Annotated in this window: 11 protein-coding genes; 6 read left to right on the top strand and 5 right to left on the bottom strand. The window is 69.2% G+C overall.

The window, feature by feature from the left end; translation table 11 throughout:
• Positions 1 to 76: 76 nt before the first annotated feature.
• Entirely contained in the window at positions 77 to 1,543 is a 1,467-nt protein-coding gene (locus AC3QL2_RS22025; protein ID WP_493232455.1) for a Do family serine endopeptidase, read from the top strand.
• A 51-nt stretch (positions 1,544 to 1,594) separates the two neighbouring features.
• Here the strand turns inward: AC3QL2_RS22025 and AC3QL2_RS22020 are convergent, their stop codons facing one another.
• The gene (locus AC3QL2_RS22020) at positions 1,595 to 2,794 is read right to left on the bottom strand and encodes a hypothetical protein (protein ID WP_493232454.1); all 1,200 of its coding nucleotides are present in this window, start codon (positions 2,792 to 2,794) and stop codon (positions 1,595 to 1,597) included.
• A 139-nt stretch (positions 2,795 to 2,933) separates the two neighbouring features.
• On the bottom strand, positions 2,934 to 3,827 hold the full coding sequence (locus AC3QL2_RS22015; RefSeq protein WP_493232453.1) for a LysR family transcriptional regulator: 894 nt from the start codon (positions 3,825 to 3,827) through the stop codon (positions 2,934 to 2,936).
• A gap of 277 nt (positions 3,828 to 4,104) precedes the next feature.
• On the opposite strand from AC3QL2_RS22015, the gene AC3QL2_RS22010 reads away from it, so the two are divergent.
• The 5 genes from AC3QL2_RS22010 to AC3QL2_RS21990 are packed head-to-tail and all read left to right on the top strand — an operon-like array spanning position 4,105 to position 10,549.
• On the top strand, positions 4,105 to 4,251 hold the full coding sequence (locus tag AC3QL2_RS22010; protein ID WP_493232452.1) for a hypothetical protein: 147 nt from the start codon (positions 4,105 to 4,107) through the stop codon (positions 4,249 to 4,251).
• Entirely contained in the window at positions 4,245 to 7,451 is a 3,207-nt protein-coding gene (locus tag AC3QL2_RS22005) for an efflux RND transporter permease subunit (RefSeq protein WP_493232451.1), read from the top strand. The genes AC3QL2_RS22010 and AC3QL2_RS22005 overlap by 7 nt, the downstream gene beginning before the upstream one ends.
• A 1-nt stretch (position 7,452) precedes the next feature.
• A complete protein-coding gene (locus tag AC3QL2_RS22000) occupies positions 7,453 to 8,613 on the top strand; it encodes an efflux RND transporter periplasmic adaptor subunit (RefSeq protein WP_493232450.1) in 1,161 nt (386 codons plus the stop codon).
• Positions 8,610 to 10,022 carry an efflux transporter outer membrane subunit gene (locus tag AC3QL2_RS21995; protein WP_493232449.1) on the top strand — a complete coding sequence of 471 codons (1,413 nt, stop codon included), beginning with the start codon at positions 8,610 to 8,612 and terminating at the stop codon, positions 10,020 to 10,022. The genes AC3QL2_RS22000 and AC3QL2_RS21995 overlap by 4 nt, the downstream gene beginning before the upstream one ends.
• Positions 10,023 to 10,063: 41 nt before the next feature.
• Positions 10,064 to 10,549 carry a (R)-mandelonitrile lyase gene (locus AC3QL2_RS21990; protein WP_493232448.1) on the top strand — a complete coding sequence of 162 codons (486 nt, stop codon included), beginning with the start codon at positions 10,064 to 10,066 and terminating at the stop codon, positions 10,547 to 10,549.
• Between the two features lie 30 nt (positions 10,550 to 10,579).
• On the opposite strand, the gene AC3QL2_RS21985 is transcribed toward AC3QL2_RS21990, so the two are convergent.
• The 3 genes from AC3QL2_RS21985 to AC3QL2_RS21975 form a co-directional block, all read right to left on the bottom strand.
• Positions 10,580 to 11,197, bottom strand: a complete 618-nt coding sequence (locus tag AC3QL2_RS21985; protein WP_493232447.1) for a glutathione S-transferase family protein — start codon at positions 11,195 to 11,197, stop codon at positions 10,580 to 10,582.
• A 203-nt stretch (positions 11,198 to 11,400) separates the two neighbouring features.
• The gene (locus AC3QL2_RS21980) at positions 11,401 to 12,030 is read right to left on the bottom strand and encodes a helix-turn-helix domain-containing protein (RefSeq protein WP_493232446.1); all 630 of its coding nucleotides are present in this window, start codon (positions 12,028 to 12,030) and stop codon (positions 11,401 to 11,403) included.
• A gap of 129 nt (positions 12,031 to 12,159) precedes the next feature.
• Positions 12,160 to 15,258 carry an nSTAND1 domain-containing NTPase gene (locus AC3QL2_RS21975; protein WP_493232445.1) on the bottom strand — a complete coding sequence of 1,033 codons (3,099 nt, stop codon included), beginning with the start codon at positions 15,256 to 15,258 and terminating at the stop codon, positions 12,160 to 12,162.
• Positions 15,259 to 15,262: the final 4 nt, after the last annotated feature.

Below are 15,262 nucleotides of genomic sequence, written 5' to 3'. Positions count from 1 at the left end.
CCGTGGCACCGCTTCGGGCGATAATCGCGGCAACAACACCAACATAGCCCGCGCAGTGCCTCGGAGGGAGGCCGTCATGAACTTCATCACCCCCGCAATTACGGCCAGCCTGCTTGCCGCAGCGCTTGGCTGCCCAGGTATTGCAACGGCGGCGCCCGCAGCTCCGCCGGCCAGCGAAGCACCGCCCTCGGTCGCCACCGTCGGCGTCCCCGACTTCTCGCAGATCACCCGGCGGTATGGCCCGGCGGTGGTCAACATCAGCATCAGCGGCATGCGCCAGGTATCCGTCAGCCCCGACTCGGCGGACGCCCCCGGCGACGACAACGGCGATTCGGTGCAGCAGTTCCTGCGCCGCTTCCAGCAGGAGTTCGGCGGTGCCGGCGCCAGCATGCAGATCCCAGTGCGCGGCCAGGGTTCGGGCTTCATCCTCAGCGAGGACGGGCTGATCCTCACCAACGCCCACGTGATCGCCAACGCCAGCGACGTGGTCGTCAAGCTCACCGACCGGCGCGAGTTCCACGCCCGCGTGATCGGCAGCGACCGCAAGACCGACATCGCGGTGCTGAAGATCGACGCCCACCGCCTGCCCACCGTCAGCATCGGCAATCCGGCCGACCTGCAGGTGGGCGAATGGGTGCTCGCCATCGGCTCGCCCTACGGCTTCGAGAACAGCGTCAGCGCCGGCGTGGTCAGCGCCAAGGGGCGCTCCCTGCCGGACGGCAGCGGCGTGCCCTTCATCCAGACCGATGCGGCGGTGAACCCCGGCAATTCCGGTGGCCCGCTGTTCAACGCCCGCGGCGAGGTCGTCGGCATCAACTCGCAGATCTACAGCCGCACCGGCGGCTTCCAGGGCCTGAGCTTCGCAATTCCCATCGACCTGGCGCTGAAGATCCAGAAGCAGATCGCCGCCACCGGCCACGCTTCCCACGGCTTGCTGGGGGTAACCGTGCAGGAGGTGAACCAGTCGCTGGCGGACGCCTTCCGCCTGCCGGCGCCGGCAGGCGCGATCATCCTCGACATCATGCCCGGCAGCCCTGGCGCCAAGGCCGGCCTGCTGCCCAGCGACGTGATCCTCGGTGTGGACGACATGCCGATCACAGCGGCCGGTGACGTGCAGACCCTGGTGACCATGGCCCAGCCCGGCCAGCGCCTGCAGTTCGAAGTGTGGCGCGACGGCAAGGCCCATCGCCTGCCGGTCGTTCTCGGCGAGGCCGGCAAGGCGACCGCCAGCCCGCAGCCGGCACCCGCGCCGGACACCAGCACGTTGCACCAGTTCGGCCTGCAGCTGCGCCCGCTGCAAGCCGTCGAACACCTGGCCATCGGCTTGTCCATCGGGCTGCTGGTGGAATCCGCCACGGGTCCGTCCCGCGCCGCCGGCATGCAGGCCGGCGACGTGGTGCTGTCGATCAATGGCAAGCCGGTCAGTACGCTGGATCAGGCCCGTGCCATCGTCAAGACCGTCACCGGTACCGTGGCGTTGCTGGTGCAGCGCGGTGGCGAGCGGCAGTACGTGACCGTCACCCCGAGCACGACGGCCAAGTAAACGTCGGCAACGAGGGCGCGCGCCTTCCGCGGGCGCCCTCGCCTTTCCGGATTACAGCGCCGGCTGCGTGCGCTTCCAGCTGAAGGGGCCGAAGCTGGTCGCCGTCGCGGCGGCCTTGCTGTCGTAGTTCGGGTCGATGCTCAGCTTGAGCCACTCCAGCGGCGCCGTGCTGCCATGCACCACGATACGATGGAAGTTCGGCACGCTGTAGCCATTCGGCTGGTTGGCATAGGCATCGTCGGAGCAGGCGACGGCCGCCGCGCCCGAGCTCGGCTCGATCAGGCACGCCGCGCCCTGCACCAGCGGGTTGTCCGAGCGATACACGTGGGAATCGCCGTTGAGCAGCAGCACCGGCTTGCCGAAGGCCTTGGCGCGGGTGGCGATCAGGTCGATGAACTGCTTGTACTGGGAGATGTGGCTGGCGGCCTTGCCGTCCACATCCCACATGTCGGCCTGCAGCTGGATCACCACCGCGGTGGAGTTGTCACTCACCGCCCGGTTGAAGGCGTTATCCAGCCAGCGCTTGTTGGCGGCGGAGCGGTTGGCCACTTCCTGGGCCTGGGCCGGACTCATGGACGGCGCGCCGTACCACGGGTCGGTGTCGTTGTTGGAGCCGCCCGGCATGTTGACGGTCACGAACAGCACACCGGCCTTCTCGAACCACACGTTCTCCACGTAGCTGCTGTCGGTCGGGTAGTTGGTGTCGTATTCGAGGGCCTGGGAATGCACGTCCATCGAGCCGCCGAGGGTCTTGCCCGGCTTGGCGAAGAAGATCGAGCGGACCAGATCCAGGTTGGCCAGCGGATCGCCGCCCGCGTAGCTCAGCAGGTTGCCGCCGGCATCCACCTTGTAGTCGATCTGGCCGGTAGTCGCGTTGTAGACGCCGCCGCCCTCCTTGGCCTTGTGGCAGTCGGTCCACTCGTTGTCGCCCGGCGTGTAGACCAGCGGGTTCTTCAGGGCCTTCCAGTCGGTGGCGACGGTGACGTCGTAGGCCTGGGTGCAGTACTGGGAGCCGGAGTGGATGTCGCCGACGTGCATCACCAGCGACACGTCCGCGTCGCCATCCAGGGCCGTCATGAAGGCCGGCAGCGCGGTGGTCTGCGTGGTATCCGTCGCCGTCGCACCGTAAGGCACGTCCCCAATCACCGCCGCGGTGATCTTGCCCGGCGCGTCGCTGCCGCCGCTGCCACCACACCCATACATCGCCAATGCCGCCGCCGAACACATGATCGGCCCTACGAATTTCCGCATGATTGTTCTGTCCTGTTCTTGTCGAGTGCCTCGGCCCCGAAGCGGGCCGGGCGGAGCGTTGCAAGACCGCCCCGGCGGCGATGCTGCGGCATACAGATGACAGGACCATGAACCGGAATGGGGAATGCGGGCCTTGCCTTCAGCCCCGGTAGCGTAAAGCCTCGACCACCAACGCAAAGGCCGGCGAGGACTGGCGGCGACTGGCGTAGTAGAGGTGATAGCCGGGAAAGTTCGGGCACCAGTCCTGCAACACCTGCACGAGGCACCCTGCCGCCACATCGTCCCGCACCATGTCCTCCGGCAGATAGGCCAGCCCGAAGCCGGCCAGTACCGCCGTCAGCCGCGGCGTGCTGCTGTTGAACACCCACTGCCCGTCAACCCGCACGTTCAGCGTCTGGCCGTCCTTCTCGAACTCCCAGGCCAGCAGGTTGCCGTGGGTTGGCAGGCGCAGGTTGATGCACTGGTGGTTGGCCAGCTCGCGGGGCGTCAGCGGTGGCGGACGCTTCGCGAAATAGGCCGGCGCGCCGACCACGGCCATGCGCATGTCCGGCCCGATGCGCACCGCGATCATGTCTTTCTCCACCTGGTCGCCCAGCCGCACGCCGGCGTCGAAGCGCTGGCTGACGATGTTGGTCAGCCCGTAGTCCACGTTGATCTCGATACAGACATCCGGGTAGTCCGGCAGCACGGCCGCCAGCCGGGGCCACAGCACGGTGTTGGCGGCGTGTTCGGCGCAGGTGATGCGCACCGTGCCGGCCGGCTTGTCGCGCAACTCGGTGAGCGCCGCCAGCTCGGCCTCGATCTCCTCGAAACGCGGCGCGACGGTGCGGAGCAGGCGCTCGCCGGCCTCGGTGGGCGACACGCTGCGCGTGGTGCGGGCCAGCAAGCGGATGCCCAGCCGTGCCTCCAGCGCACGCACGGTATGGCTCAACGCCGACTGGGACACGCCGAGCCGGGCCGCCGCCTTTGTGAAGCTGCCCTCCCGCGCCACCGCGACGAAGGCCAGCAGGTCATTGAAATTCTCGCGCTGCATTCATGAATTCAGTTCATAAGCTCTTGCGGATTGTAGTGGCTAATCAATGGCCCCGCTGCCCGCTAAAGTCTGCGCATCGGGCCGAGGCCAGGGCGCGCGATCCGGAAACACCGAAAAAGCGTGCCCCCCTCCCCACCGCTCACCGAAAAAGGGACACGACCATGACCATCGACGTACTCGGCTACGCCGCCTATTCCCCCACCGACGATCTGAGCCCCTACCGCTCCAAGGCCGGCAAGCAGGTCGACACGGGCACGCTGAAGGCCTGAGCGCACCGATGGAAGCAACCACCGCCGGCGTCACGCGGCTGGCCCACCGCATCGCCGCCACCTTCGCGACGTGCGCCGCGATGCTCGGGCTGTGCCTGGCGCGGGTGCTCGCGCTGATCATCAGGCCTCACCACCGTGGAGTCCCTTCGTGCTGATTCAGACCGTGCGCGTCGCCCTGCAGCGCCCTTACACCTTCGTCGTGATGGCGTTGCTGCTGCTCATCGTCGGGCCGCTGGCGGCCCTGCGCACGCCGACCGACATCTTTCCGGAAATCCGCATCCCGGTGGTGGCGGTGGCCTGGCAGTACACCGGCCTGCCGCCGGACCAGATGGCCGGACGCATCTCGACGGTGTTCCAGCGCATCCTGACGACCGCGGTCAACGACGTCGAGCACATCGAGGCCAACACCTATCCGGGCGTCAGCGTCGTCAAGATCTTCTTCCAGCCCGGCGTCGACATCGCGGTTGCCAACGCACAGGTCACCGCCGCCTCCCAGGTGGCCCTGCGCCAGATGCCACCCGGCATCACGCCGCCCGTCATCCTCAACTACAACGCGGCGACGGTGCCCATCGTGCAGTTGGCCCTGTCGGGCGAAGGCCTGTCGGAACAAAGCCTGTTCGACCTGGGCATGAACACCGTCCGCACGCCGCTGACCACCGTGGCCGGCGCGGTCATTCCCCTGCCCTACGGCGGCAAGCAGCGCCAGGTGCAGATCGATCTGGACCCGGCAGCCCTGCAGGCCCGCGGCCTGTCGGCCCAGGACGTGGCCGCCGCGCTGGCTGCCCATAACGTGCTGGTCCCGATCGGCACCCAGAAGATCGACAGCTACGAATACACCCTCCAGCTGAACAGCGCCCCGTCGGCCATCGAGGAGATTGGCCGCCTGCCGGTGAAGGTCATCGACGGCAGTACGATCTACCTGCGCGACGTGGCCCAGGTGCATGACGGCAACGCGCCGCAGACCAACATCGTGCACGTGGACGGCGGCCGCTCGGTGCTCATGTCGGTGCTCAAGAACGGCTCGGCGTCCACGCTGGCCATCGTGGACGGCATCCGCACGAAGCTCGCCGCGCTGAAGAGTGGCTGGCCCGCCGCGTTGAGCGTGGTGCCGATCAACGATCAGTCCCTGTTTGTACGGGCGGCGATCCGCGGCGTGGTGCTGGAAGGCGCCATCGCCGCCGCGCTGACCAGCGTGATGATCCTGCTGTTCCTCGGCAGCTGGCGGTCCACGGTCATCATCGCGGTGTCCATCCCGCTGTCCATCCTGGGATCGATCATCGCCCTCGCGGTGGTCGGCGAAACCCTCAACCTCATGACCCTCGGCGGGCTGGCACTGGCCATCGGCATCCTGGTGGACGACGCCACGGTGACCATCGAGAACGTGAACTGGCACCTGGAACACGGCAAGGACGTGGAGACGGCGATCCTCGACGGCGCCCGCCAGATCGTCGCGCCGGCCTTCGTCTCCCTGCTGTGCATCTGCATCGCCTTCGTGCCGATGTTCTTCCTCGAGGGCGTGTCGCGCTTCCTCTTCGTACCGATGGCCGAAGCGGTGATCTTCGCGATGGTGAGCTCCTTCATTCTGTCGCGCACGCTGGTGCCGACGATGGCCAAGTACCTGCTGCGCCCACATGCGCAGCATACCGACATGCACGGCGACGACCATGCACTGCCACCGGCCCGCAATCCGCTGGTGCGCTTCCAGCGCCGCTTCGAGGCCGGCTTCGCGTCCCTGCGCGACGGTTACCGGGGCTTGCTGGCTGGCGCGCTGGCGCATCGCAAGCGCTTCCTCGGTGGCTTTGGCGCAGCGGTCGGACTGTCCTTCGGGCTGCTGCCCTTCATCGGCAGCAACTTCTTCCCGCAGGTGGATTCGGGCCAGTTGCTGATGCACGTGCGCGTGCCTGTCGGCACCCGCGTGGAGGAGACCGCTGCCCGCTTCGCACGCATCGAGGCCGAGATCCGCCAGGTCATACCGGCGCAGGAAATCGCCACGCTGGTGGACAACATCGGCCTGCCGCCCAGCAACATCAACCTGACCTACAACAACACGGGCGTGATGGGCTCCCAGGACGGCGACTTCCAGATCGCCCTGCGCGAAGGGCACCACCCGACCGCCGACTACGTGCGGCGCCTGCGGGAACGACTGCCGACCGCGTTTCCTGACACGAACTTCTCCTTCCCGCCGGCCGACATCGTCAGCCAGATCCTCAACTTCGGCGCACCGGCCCCGATCGACGTGCAGATTCGCGGCGCCGACCTGGACGCCAACTTCGCCTACGCCCAGCGCCTGCTCAAGCGCCTGCGCACCGTCCCGGGCGTGGCCGACGCGCGCATCCAGCAATCCAACAAGGCCCCGGTATTCAACGTGGAGCTCGACCGAACCCAGGCCCAGCTGCTCGGCCTGAGCACCCGCGACGTCACCAGCAGCCTGGTCGTCAATCTGGCGGGCAGCAGTCAGGTGGCCCCTACCTACTGGCTGAATCCGGCCAACGGCGTCAGCTACCCGATCGTGATCCAGACACCGCAGCACCAGCTGGACTCGCTGGCGGCCCTGGAGAACCTCCCGGTCGGTAACGGGACGAGCGCCAACGCCACAACCCTCGGCGGCATCGCCCGCTTCGAGCGCGGCAACGCCAACGCGCTGATCAGCCAGTACAACGTGCAACCCATGGTCCAGATCCATGCCAGCACCCAGGATCGCGACCTCGGGGCGGTCGCCGCCGACATCCGGCGCGTTCTCGCCGAGACGGCCGGCGAGGTGCCCAAGGGCGCCACCGTCAACCTGCTCGGCCAGGTGCAGACCATGGACCGGGCCTTCTCCGGCCTGCTGTTTGGCCTGCTCGGCGCCATCGTCCTGATTTATCTCCTCATCGTCGTGAATTTCCAGTCCTGGCTCGATCCGGCGGTGATCGTCTCGGCCCTGTCGGCCGCCCTGGCCGGCATCGTGTGGATGCTCTTCGCTACCCGCACCACGCTGTCGGTGCCGGCCCTGACCGGCGCCATCATGTGCATGGGCGTGGCCACCGCCAACAGCGTGCTCGTCATCAGCTTCGCCCGCGAACGGCTGGCCGTGCTGGGCGATGCGACCGCTGCGGCCCTCGAAGCCGGCTTCGTGCGCTTCCGCCCGGTGCTGATGACCGCCCTGGCGATGATCATCGGCATGCTGCCGATGGCCCTCGGCCTCGGCGAGGGCGGCGAGCAGAACGCCCCGCTGGGCCGGGCCGTCATCGGCGGCCTGCTCCTCGCCACGGTCGCCACCCTGATCTTCGTGCCCGTGCTCTTCAGCCTGGTACACGGCCGCGGCGCCCATCGCCCGGCCTCCGCCACCCCGCAGCCCGCTCCCGGAGTGTCCTGACATGCCCGCTCGTTCTTCCTCTCCCCTGTTCCGCCGCAAGCCCCTCGCCCTGCTGGCCCTCGGGCTGGCGGCCAGCGTGGTGGGCGGCGGACTCCTGTCGCGGCAGTCCCAGGCCGAGCAGCTGCGCGAAAGCGCCACCGCCCAAGCCGTACGGACCGTCACCGTCGCACCGCCGACGGCCACATCGGAAACCGTGCTGGAGTTGCCGGGGCACATCGAGGCCTGGTCGCGCGCCCCCATCTACGCCCGGGTGAACGGTTACCTGAAGCGCTGGACGACGGACATCGGCGCCGTGGTGAAGGCCGGCCAGCCCCTCGCCGAGATCGAGACGCCCGACCTCGACCAGCAGCTCGCCCAGGCCCAGGCCGAACTGGCCACCGCCCGCAGCAATGCGGCCCTCGCCACCGAGACATCGCGGCGCTGGCAATCCCTGCTGGCCACCGACTCGGTCTCCCGGCAGGAGGCCGACGAAAAGGCCGGCGACCTCGCCGCCAAGCAGTCGGCCGTCAATGCGCTGCAGGCCAATGTGGCGCGGCTGCAAGCCCTCAAGCACTTCCAGCGCCTGCTTGCCCCCTTCGACGGGGTCGTGACCGCCCGCAACACCGACGTGGGGGCGCTCATCAACGCCGGCATGACCCCCGGCAGCGAGCTGTTCGTTGTCTCGGAGATCCGCCGCCTGCGCGTCTATGTGAAGGTGCCGCAACGTCAGGTGGCCCGAATCCACCCTGGTGAGCGTGCACGACTCCAAGTGCCGGAGCGACCGGGCCGCAGCTACGAGGCCACCGTGCTCTTCCTGGCCCAGGCCATCGAGGCCGGCTCCGGGGCGATGCTGGTCCAGCTCACCGTGGATAACAGCGCTGGCGAGCTGCTGCCCGGCGGTTTCGCGACGGTGCGCTTCACATCCTCTCCGCCGGCGGACGACGGCCTCGCGGTACCGCCCAGCGCGCTGATCTTCGACAAGGCCGGCGTACGGGTCGCCACCGTCGGCCGCGGGGGCAGCGTGCAGCTCAAGCGCGTGTCGATCGCCCGCGATCTGGGCAAGAGCGTGGAGCTGGCCGGCGGCCTGGGCAAAGACGAACAGGTGATCCTCAACCCGCCGGATGGCCTCGCCAGCGGCGACCGGGTGCGCATCGCCACGGCCCCAACGGGGGCCGCAAGGTGAAAGCGCCACTGATCGCGGCGCTGGCCGTAGCCCTCGCAGCCTGCGCCGCCACGCCCCCCGCACCGCGGCCGGCCTTGCCAGAGGTGCCGGCGTCCTACAGGGAACTGCCCGCACCGTGGATCGCCGCCGTCCCCGCCGATACCCTGCCCCGTGAAGCCTGGTGGACGCTGTACAACGATCCCGAACTCGACCGCCTGGAACAGCAGCTGCTCGCCAACAGCCCCGACCTGGCCAGCGCGCTGGCGCGCTACCAGCAGGCCGGGGCCGCCGCCGACGCAGTGCGCGCCGCCCAATCCCCCACCGTCGGCGCCGCCCTCGGCGTGGAGCGGGACCGCCAGTCCCAGCGGCGCCCCCTGCGCGTGCTGGGCCCCAATTCACCGGACGAATACAACAGCGCGTCCCTCGGGCTGAGTCTGCAATACGAAGTGGACCTGTGGGGCCGCATCCGCCAGCAGGTCCACGCGGGCACGGCCCTGCAGCAGGCTGCGCACGCCGATCTGGCCGCCGCGCAGCTGGCCCTGCAGGCTCAGCTCGCGGACACCGTGATCGCGCTGCGCGCCGCCGACCGGGAGGCCGGGCTGCTGCACGCAAGCGAGCTCGCCTATCAGCGGGCCGCCGGGATGGTCGAGCGGCGCCACGCCGAGGGCATCGCCTCGGGACTGGATCTGGCACGAGCCGAGGCCCAGCTGGAGAGCACCCGCTCCCAGTCGCGGCAACTGCAGGCGCGCCGGGCGGTGCTGGAACACGCAATCGCCGCGCTGGTAGGGGCCAACGCGTCGACCTTCACGATCACCCCAAGCATCGTTGCCGAGCCGATTCCGGCCATCCCTGCCGGCCTGCCCTCCGCACTGCTGCAGCGCCGGCCCGACATCGCCGCCGCCGAACGGCGTGTCGCCGCCGCCAATGCCAGCGTGGGTGTGGCCCACTCGGCCTTCTTCCCGTCCCTCACGCTGAATGCCGGCGGTGGTTTCCAGAGCAGCGATCTCGGCCACTTCATTGCAGCGCCGAACCTCTTCTGGGCCATCGGGCCGGGCCTGCTGACCCGGTTGCTCGACGGCGGCCTGCGCAAGGCCGAGCTTGCCCGCAGCGAAGCGCTGCTCGACGAGGCCGGACAGAACTATCGCGGCGTGGTGCTCGCCGCCTTCCAGCAGGTCGAGGACCAGCTCGCGCTGCTGACGCATTACGCTGACGCCGCGCAGTCCGAAGGGCGGGCCACGGCCGCCGCCGAGCGTGCCGAGGCCCTCGCCACCCACCGCTACCGGGACGGTGCCGCCAGCTACCTCGACGTGGTCACCGCGCAGACCAGCCATCTCCAGGCCCAGCGCAACCTCCTCGACCTGACCACCCGCCAGCGGCGCGCAACGGTACAACTCGTGCGCGCGCTGGGGGGCGGCTGGTCGGCCAAGTAAGCCGCGGCCATGTGCCGCTCAATCATCGAAAGGAACATGCAATGAAAACATTGGCAGCCGCAGCGGTCCTGCTCGCTCCCCTGGCCGCCCCCGCGCTGGGCGACGACACGCAGCACGTCCGGGTCACGCGGATCGGCACACAGGCGTCGGTGGCGGGTCCGGCCGACTACTTCACCGGCACGGTGCGCATCGACTCGCCCTTCCAGGGCACGGCGCCGGCACGGGTCGGCGGCGCGAGCGTGAGCTTCGAACCGGGCGCCCGCACCGCCTGGCACACCCATCCCCTCGGGCAGACGCTGATCGTCACCGCCGGCAGCGGGCTGGTGCAGTCCTTTGGGGGGCCGGTGCAGCGCATCCACCCAGGCGATATCGTATGGATTCCGCCCGGCGTGAAACACTGGCACGGCGCCGCGGCGGGCACCGCGATGACCCACATCGCGATTGCCGAGGCGCTGGACGGCAAGGTCGTCGACTGGCTCGAGCACGTCAACGACGCGCAGTACCTTGCCGTACCGCCAGCCGACTGACAGCGGCCCGGACCGCGGGCCGCCGCACCGTCACACGCGGTAGCCCTCTTCCCGCAGCACCTGGCGCACCGCCGGCCGCTCCAGCATGCGCAGGTAGTGTTCGCGGCAGTTCGGCGGCAGCTTCATCTTCAGCTTGTCGGCCCAGAACTCCGTGTAGAACAGCGCCGCATCGGCAATGGAAAAGTTGCCGGCAATGAACTCCCGCCCGGCCAGCTGGGCGTCCATGACCTCGAAACCCCGCTCGACGATCTCCCGGCCGCGGGCGCGCACCACGTCGTGGTCCGCCGGGTTAGGGGTGAAGTTGGGCGTCGTGAAGATCCGCGTGAAGCCCTGGCCGTGGATCGTGCCGACCACGTAGTCCATCACCTCCAGCACCCTCACCTCGCCGTCCGCCCCCTCGGGCAGCAGGTGCTGCTTGGGATATTGGCGCGCCAGCCACCAGGCGATCGCCTGGAACTCCGTGATCGGCCTGCCGTCCTTGCGGACCAGCGTTGGGATGGTGGACTTGGGATTGATCGCCACGTAGTCGGGCTCAAGATGCCCGCCGGCCGGCAGATTGACGATATAGACCTCGAAGACGGCCCCCACCTCTTCAAGCAGGATATGGATGCCGGTCGAGCACGAGCCGGGCGTCATGTAGAACTTCATGGACAGAATTCCTCGGGCGATGGCGCCGTGCCACGTGCGCGGAGCACGGCAGAGGCAAGCCCGAAGCAAGAGGGGGGCCACTGTCGGCATCCCCCACGGAAAAGGCCGATCCGGCCCCGCGGCTATGTCGGAAAGCCGTCGAGCGCCTGTCGCGATGTCGGATTCATGACAGGGAGATCACGCCGGACCGAGGGCCCCGACGCCTACAGCACGGCCTCCAGCCGGCAGGCCGACAACGAAGCGCGCCGCCGGCTGCCTATTCCCAGGAAGGCGCGCACGGTCGCGGCCAGGCCGTCGCCATCCACCGGCGCGTCCACCAGCACCGCCGCCTCTGGCAGATGCGCCCGGGCCTCGTCCCGCGCCCTGTCCGACGCCGCCAGCACCACGACCAGCAGCCGCTGCTTGCGCGCCCGGCCGAGCAGCACGTGGGCCATGCGGGCGGCATCAAGTCCGCCGATACGCCAATCCACGACGAAGACGTCCGGTGCCATCTCACCGACCCGGAGCAGGCCGTCGTAGGGGCAGCCCGTGGATGTCACCAGGCACTCCGGCAACCGCTCGCCGAGCGCACCCTGCAGCGCATGGCGCTCCGTCTCGTCGTCCATGACGAGCAGCATGCCAAAGGGCACGGGGGTATGGATGCCGACGCAACGCTGCTCGAGCAGCAACCGGTCGACCGATCCAACCAGGATTCGCCGGTGTCCCCCCGGCGTTTTCCAGGCTTGCAGGCGCCCCTCCTCCACCCAAAGCTGAGCCGTACGTACGCTGATGCCGAGCAGGCGAGCCGCATCGCGGGTCGAACATGTCTGGGTCAAAATCGTCTCGGCAGTCATTGCGCGTCACATGTCTCATCGGGCATTCGATGAGCGTATTCTAAACGCGTTTTATTGATTTTGTCGATTTAATTGTTTATTTGCAAAATTCAACAAATACACATCAATTGAAAAATACTGCAAACATTTTTATGGCGCCCCGGTGTTGAGCAGCTTGAGTGCAAAGCCTGTCAGCTCCTGATCGGAACGCGCCCAGGCCTCGCCGTCGAACGGGGTGATCCGGTCGCCATTACGCTTGATGATGCGCCGGCCATCCGCGCTGAAACGGGCGTCCCGCACCCGGTCGGCTTCACCTTCCAGCGTACTGAGCGGTGTCTTGCCGCCGTTCCAGGCCCACACGCGCGCCGCGCCATCGGCTCCGGTGCTCACCAGCAAGGTGCCGTCCGGGCTGATGTCCACGCTCATCACCGGCCCCGCATGGGCTGGAATGCCGCTGTGATCGGCGCGCAGCGCCCGCACCTCGTAGCGGCGCAACCGTCCGTCGGAACCGCCGCTGGCCAGGCGGCGACCGTCCTGATCGAAGGCCAGCGCAAAGATCGGCCCATCCGCATCGTCGCTCTGGAACAGGATCTGGCCATCGGCGCTGCGTATCAGGCGCAGCCGGCCGTCGGTCAGCCCGAGCGCCAGCAGCGACTCGTCCCGGCTGAAGACCGCCGAGCGCACGCTCTCGCCCTTGCCCAGCAGGTCGCGCAACTGCTCCGGCAGCGAAGTTTCGAAGAGCTGCCCGCTGGCCAGCCGGAAGCTGTACCTCCCGGCGCTGCTGAGGATCAATCCATTGCCCGTCGGCGTCAGGAAATCCAGGCTCTGCAGGCGCCATAGCCGCACTGCCCCGTCGGCGCCGGCGCTCGCCAGGTGCTGGCCATCCGGCGCAAACACCGCCGCACGCACCCCCTGGCTGTGGCCGCGGAACTCCCGCGCGCGGAATTCGAAGGGGTCGTCCCACACCCGCACCGTGTCGTCCACGCCGAAGGACACCAGCCGCGTGCCGTCGGCACTGAAGGCCACGCCCAGCGCCCCGCCGGCATGAATGCCGTCCAGATGCAGCGGCGGTTTGGGCGGCGGCGCCTCGCCCTGCCCCAGCGTCCACAGGTAGATCTGTCCGTCCGAGCCGGCCACTGCCAGGCGCTTGCCGTCCGGACTGTGACGGGCCGCCGTCGGCAGCACCGGCGGCTGGCCGGCCGGCACCGGAATCTCCAGCGGGCGGCCGATCACGTGGCCGCGGGTGGTCCACCGGTAGATTTCGCCGTTGGCCACGGCCACCGCCACTTCGCTGCCATCGCTCGAAAAGCTGGCCGACAGGACTTCGTCCGGATGGGTCAGCGTCGCCAGCAAGGCGCCGGTGGCCGCGTTCCACAGGCGGGCCGTGTTGTCGTTGTTGCCGAAGGACAGCACCCGCCCGCCGCTTTCGTCGAACACCGCCGACCCGACGTTGCCGAAGTGCCCGGACAGGCGTGTCATCGCGCAGGGCTCGGCCACCGGCACCAGCAGCAGTTCCGCCCCGCCCTTGCCGTCCTCGCGGATGCCGACCGCCCGCGTGCCCTCCCGGCTCAGATCGGCGTCCACCCACGGGGCGCCGCCGTCCCCGCCGCAGCGCATCAGGTCGCGGCCCGCCTCGTCCCACACCCGCAGCACGCCGTCCCGCCCGGCGGACAGGAAGCGCCGCCCATCGGCGCTCGCCGCCACCGCCACCACCGGCCCGCCATGCTTCACCCGCGCCTCCACGGCCAGCGAGTGGCGATTCACCAGATGCGCTTCGCCGTCGTCGCCGGCGCTCAACACCCAGCGGCCGTCGCGGCTGAACACCACGCCGTTGGCCGCCCCCTGGTGCGGCAACAGCGCCGGGCTCTGCAGGAAGTTGGCGACGGCCAGGCGCAGCGTGCTGCGCACATTGCGGTCGTCCACCCGGCGCGCCAGCGCCAGGGCCGCCTCCAGCGTCTGGCGGGTATCCACGTCTATCCTGTCGGTCAGCTCGGCGGCCTCCCGCCGGGCATCGCCTCGGCGCAGTTCCTGGCGCCACAACCAGGCATTGACGCCGAAGCCCAGCACCAGCACGCAGGCCGCCAGCCCTCCCAGGAAGCGGCGCCGGCGCAGGAAGTAGCGGTCCACCCAAGGCCGGATGATGTCGATGAAGGCATCGTGCTGCAGCTCGTAGCTCACGCCGCCGCTGCCCTCGCGGGTCCGCACGATGCGATGCCGCTCCAGCACCCCGAGCACGCGCCGCACCCGCGCCGCCCGCACCCGCGCCTGGGCCTGCAGGGCTTCCACCGGATAGGCGATCTTCACGCCGCTGCGCGGCGCCAGCGCCTTGAGGACCTTGGCCGCATCATGAAACAGGAAGAAGCCGAAGTTGCCGACCACCTCTTCCAGGTACACCGAGATGATGCCGCCCCGCCCGCCGAGAGCCCGGTAGTCCTGCAGGCGCAGGCCGCGCACCCCCGCCGCCCGCGCCACCAGCCACAGGCGGCGGCAGATCAGCTGCAGGATGGGCAGCTCGATGCCGCCGTCGAACAACCGCCGGCCCGCGCGGGGCCCGTCGCCGGGCATCAGGTCGTCGAGCAGCTGGCTCACCAGCAGCTCGTCGCAAGTGCCGCCGCACTTCAGCACCGGCGCGCGGATCGCCTCGGCCGCCTGCTCCCGGTTGAGGTGCTCCAGATGGAAGGTGGACGCGAACAGGGACAGCACGTGGTCGCGCAGGCAGGCATCCACGCTGGCCAGAAATTCCTCGCGGAAGGACAGCACCAACCGTACATCAAGGGACGCCCGCAGCAGCGCGCCGATGGCTGCCGGCAGCTGCCCCAGTTCGCCGGCGTGGCGCTGCAGGTACTCCTCGAACTGGTCGAGGATCAGCACCAGCGTGCGCCCGTCGGCCTGCAGGCGCGCCCTGGCGGCCTCGCTCAGCTGCGCGGCGCCGAGCGCGCGGTCGACCGTCGCCACCGCCTCGGCAACCGTCACGCAGGGATCGGCGCCACACCAGCGGTCCACGTAGACCACCTGGGCCTCCTCGGCGGCCAGCGCGGGAATCACCAGCGCCCGCAGCAACGAGGTCTTACCGACGCCGGACGGCGCGTAGAGCAGCGTCAGCGGGTGGGAGAACAGTTTGTTGATAAGCAGTTGAGCATCCCGCTCGCGGCCGAAGAAGCGGTCCCGCTCGGCCTCGGTGTAGGGCTTCAGCCCGACGTAGGGCTCGCTGCCATCGTCGGGAACAGCCGCTTTCGGCCTGCTGGACATGGCG

Source organism: Zoogloea sp. GW822-FHT05C07, from assembly GCF_058800215.1.
The sequence above is the reverse complement of the archived record's forward strand: the minus strand, read 5'-3'. Positions and strand labels throughout refer to the sequence as shown.

Bases quoted from the DNA above. Each gene is read 5' to 3' on its own strand.
- AC3QL2_RS22025 (WP_493232455.1), top strand. From the start codon at position 77: ATGAACTTCATCACCCCCGCAATTACGGCCAGCCTGCTTGCCGCAGCG.
- AC3QL2_RS22020 (WP_493232454.1), bottom strand. From the start codon at position 2,794: ATGCGGAAATTCGTAGGGCCGATCATGTGTTCGGCGGCGGCATTGGCG.
- AC3QL2_RS22015 (WP_493232453.1), bottom strand. From the start codon at position 3,827: ATGCAGCGCGAGAATTTCAATGACCTGCTGGCCTTCGTCGCGGTGGCG.
- AC3QL2_RS22010 (WP_493232452.1), top strand. From the start codon at position 4,105: ATGGAAGCAACCACCGCCGGCGTCACGCGGCTGGCCCACCGCATCGCC.
- AC3QL2_RS22000 (WP_493232450.1), top strand. From the start codon at position 7,453: ATGCCCGCTCGTTCTTCCTCTCCCCTGTTCCGCCGCAAGCCCCTCGCC.
- AC3QL2_RS21990 (WP_493232448.1), top strand. From the start codon at position 10,064: ATGAAAACATTGGCAGCCGCAGCGGTCCTGCTCGCTCCCCTGGCCGCC.
- AC3QL2_RS21985 (WP_493232447.1), bottom strand. From the start codon at position 11,197: ATGAAGTTCTACATGACGCCCGGCTCGTGCTCGACCGGCATCCATATC.
- AC3QL2_RS21980 (WP_493232446.1), bottom strand. From the start codon at position 12,030: ATGACTGCCGAGACGATTTTGACCCAGACATGTTCGACCCGCGATGCG.
- AC3QL2_RS21975 (WP_493232445.1), bottom strand. From the start codon at position 15,258: ATGTCCAGCAGGCCGAAAGCGGCTGTTCCCGACGATGGCAGCGAGCCC.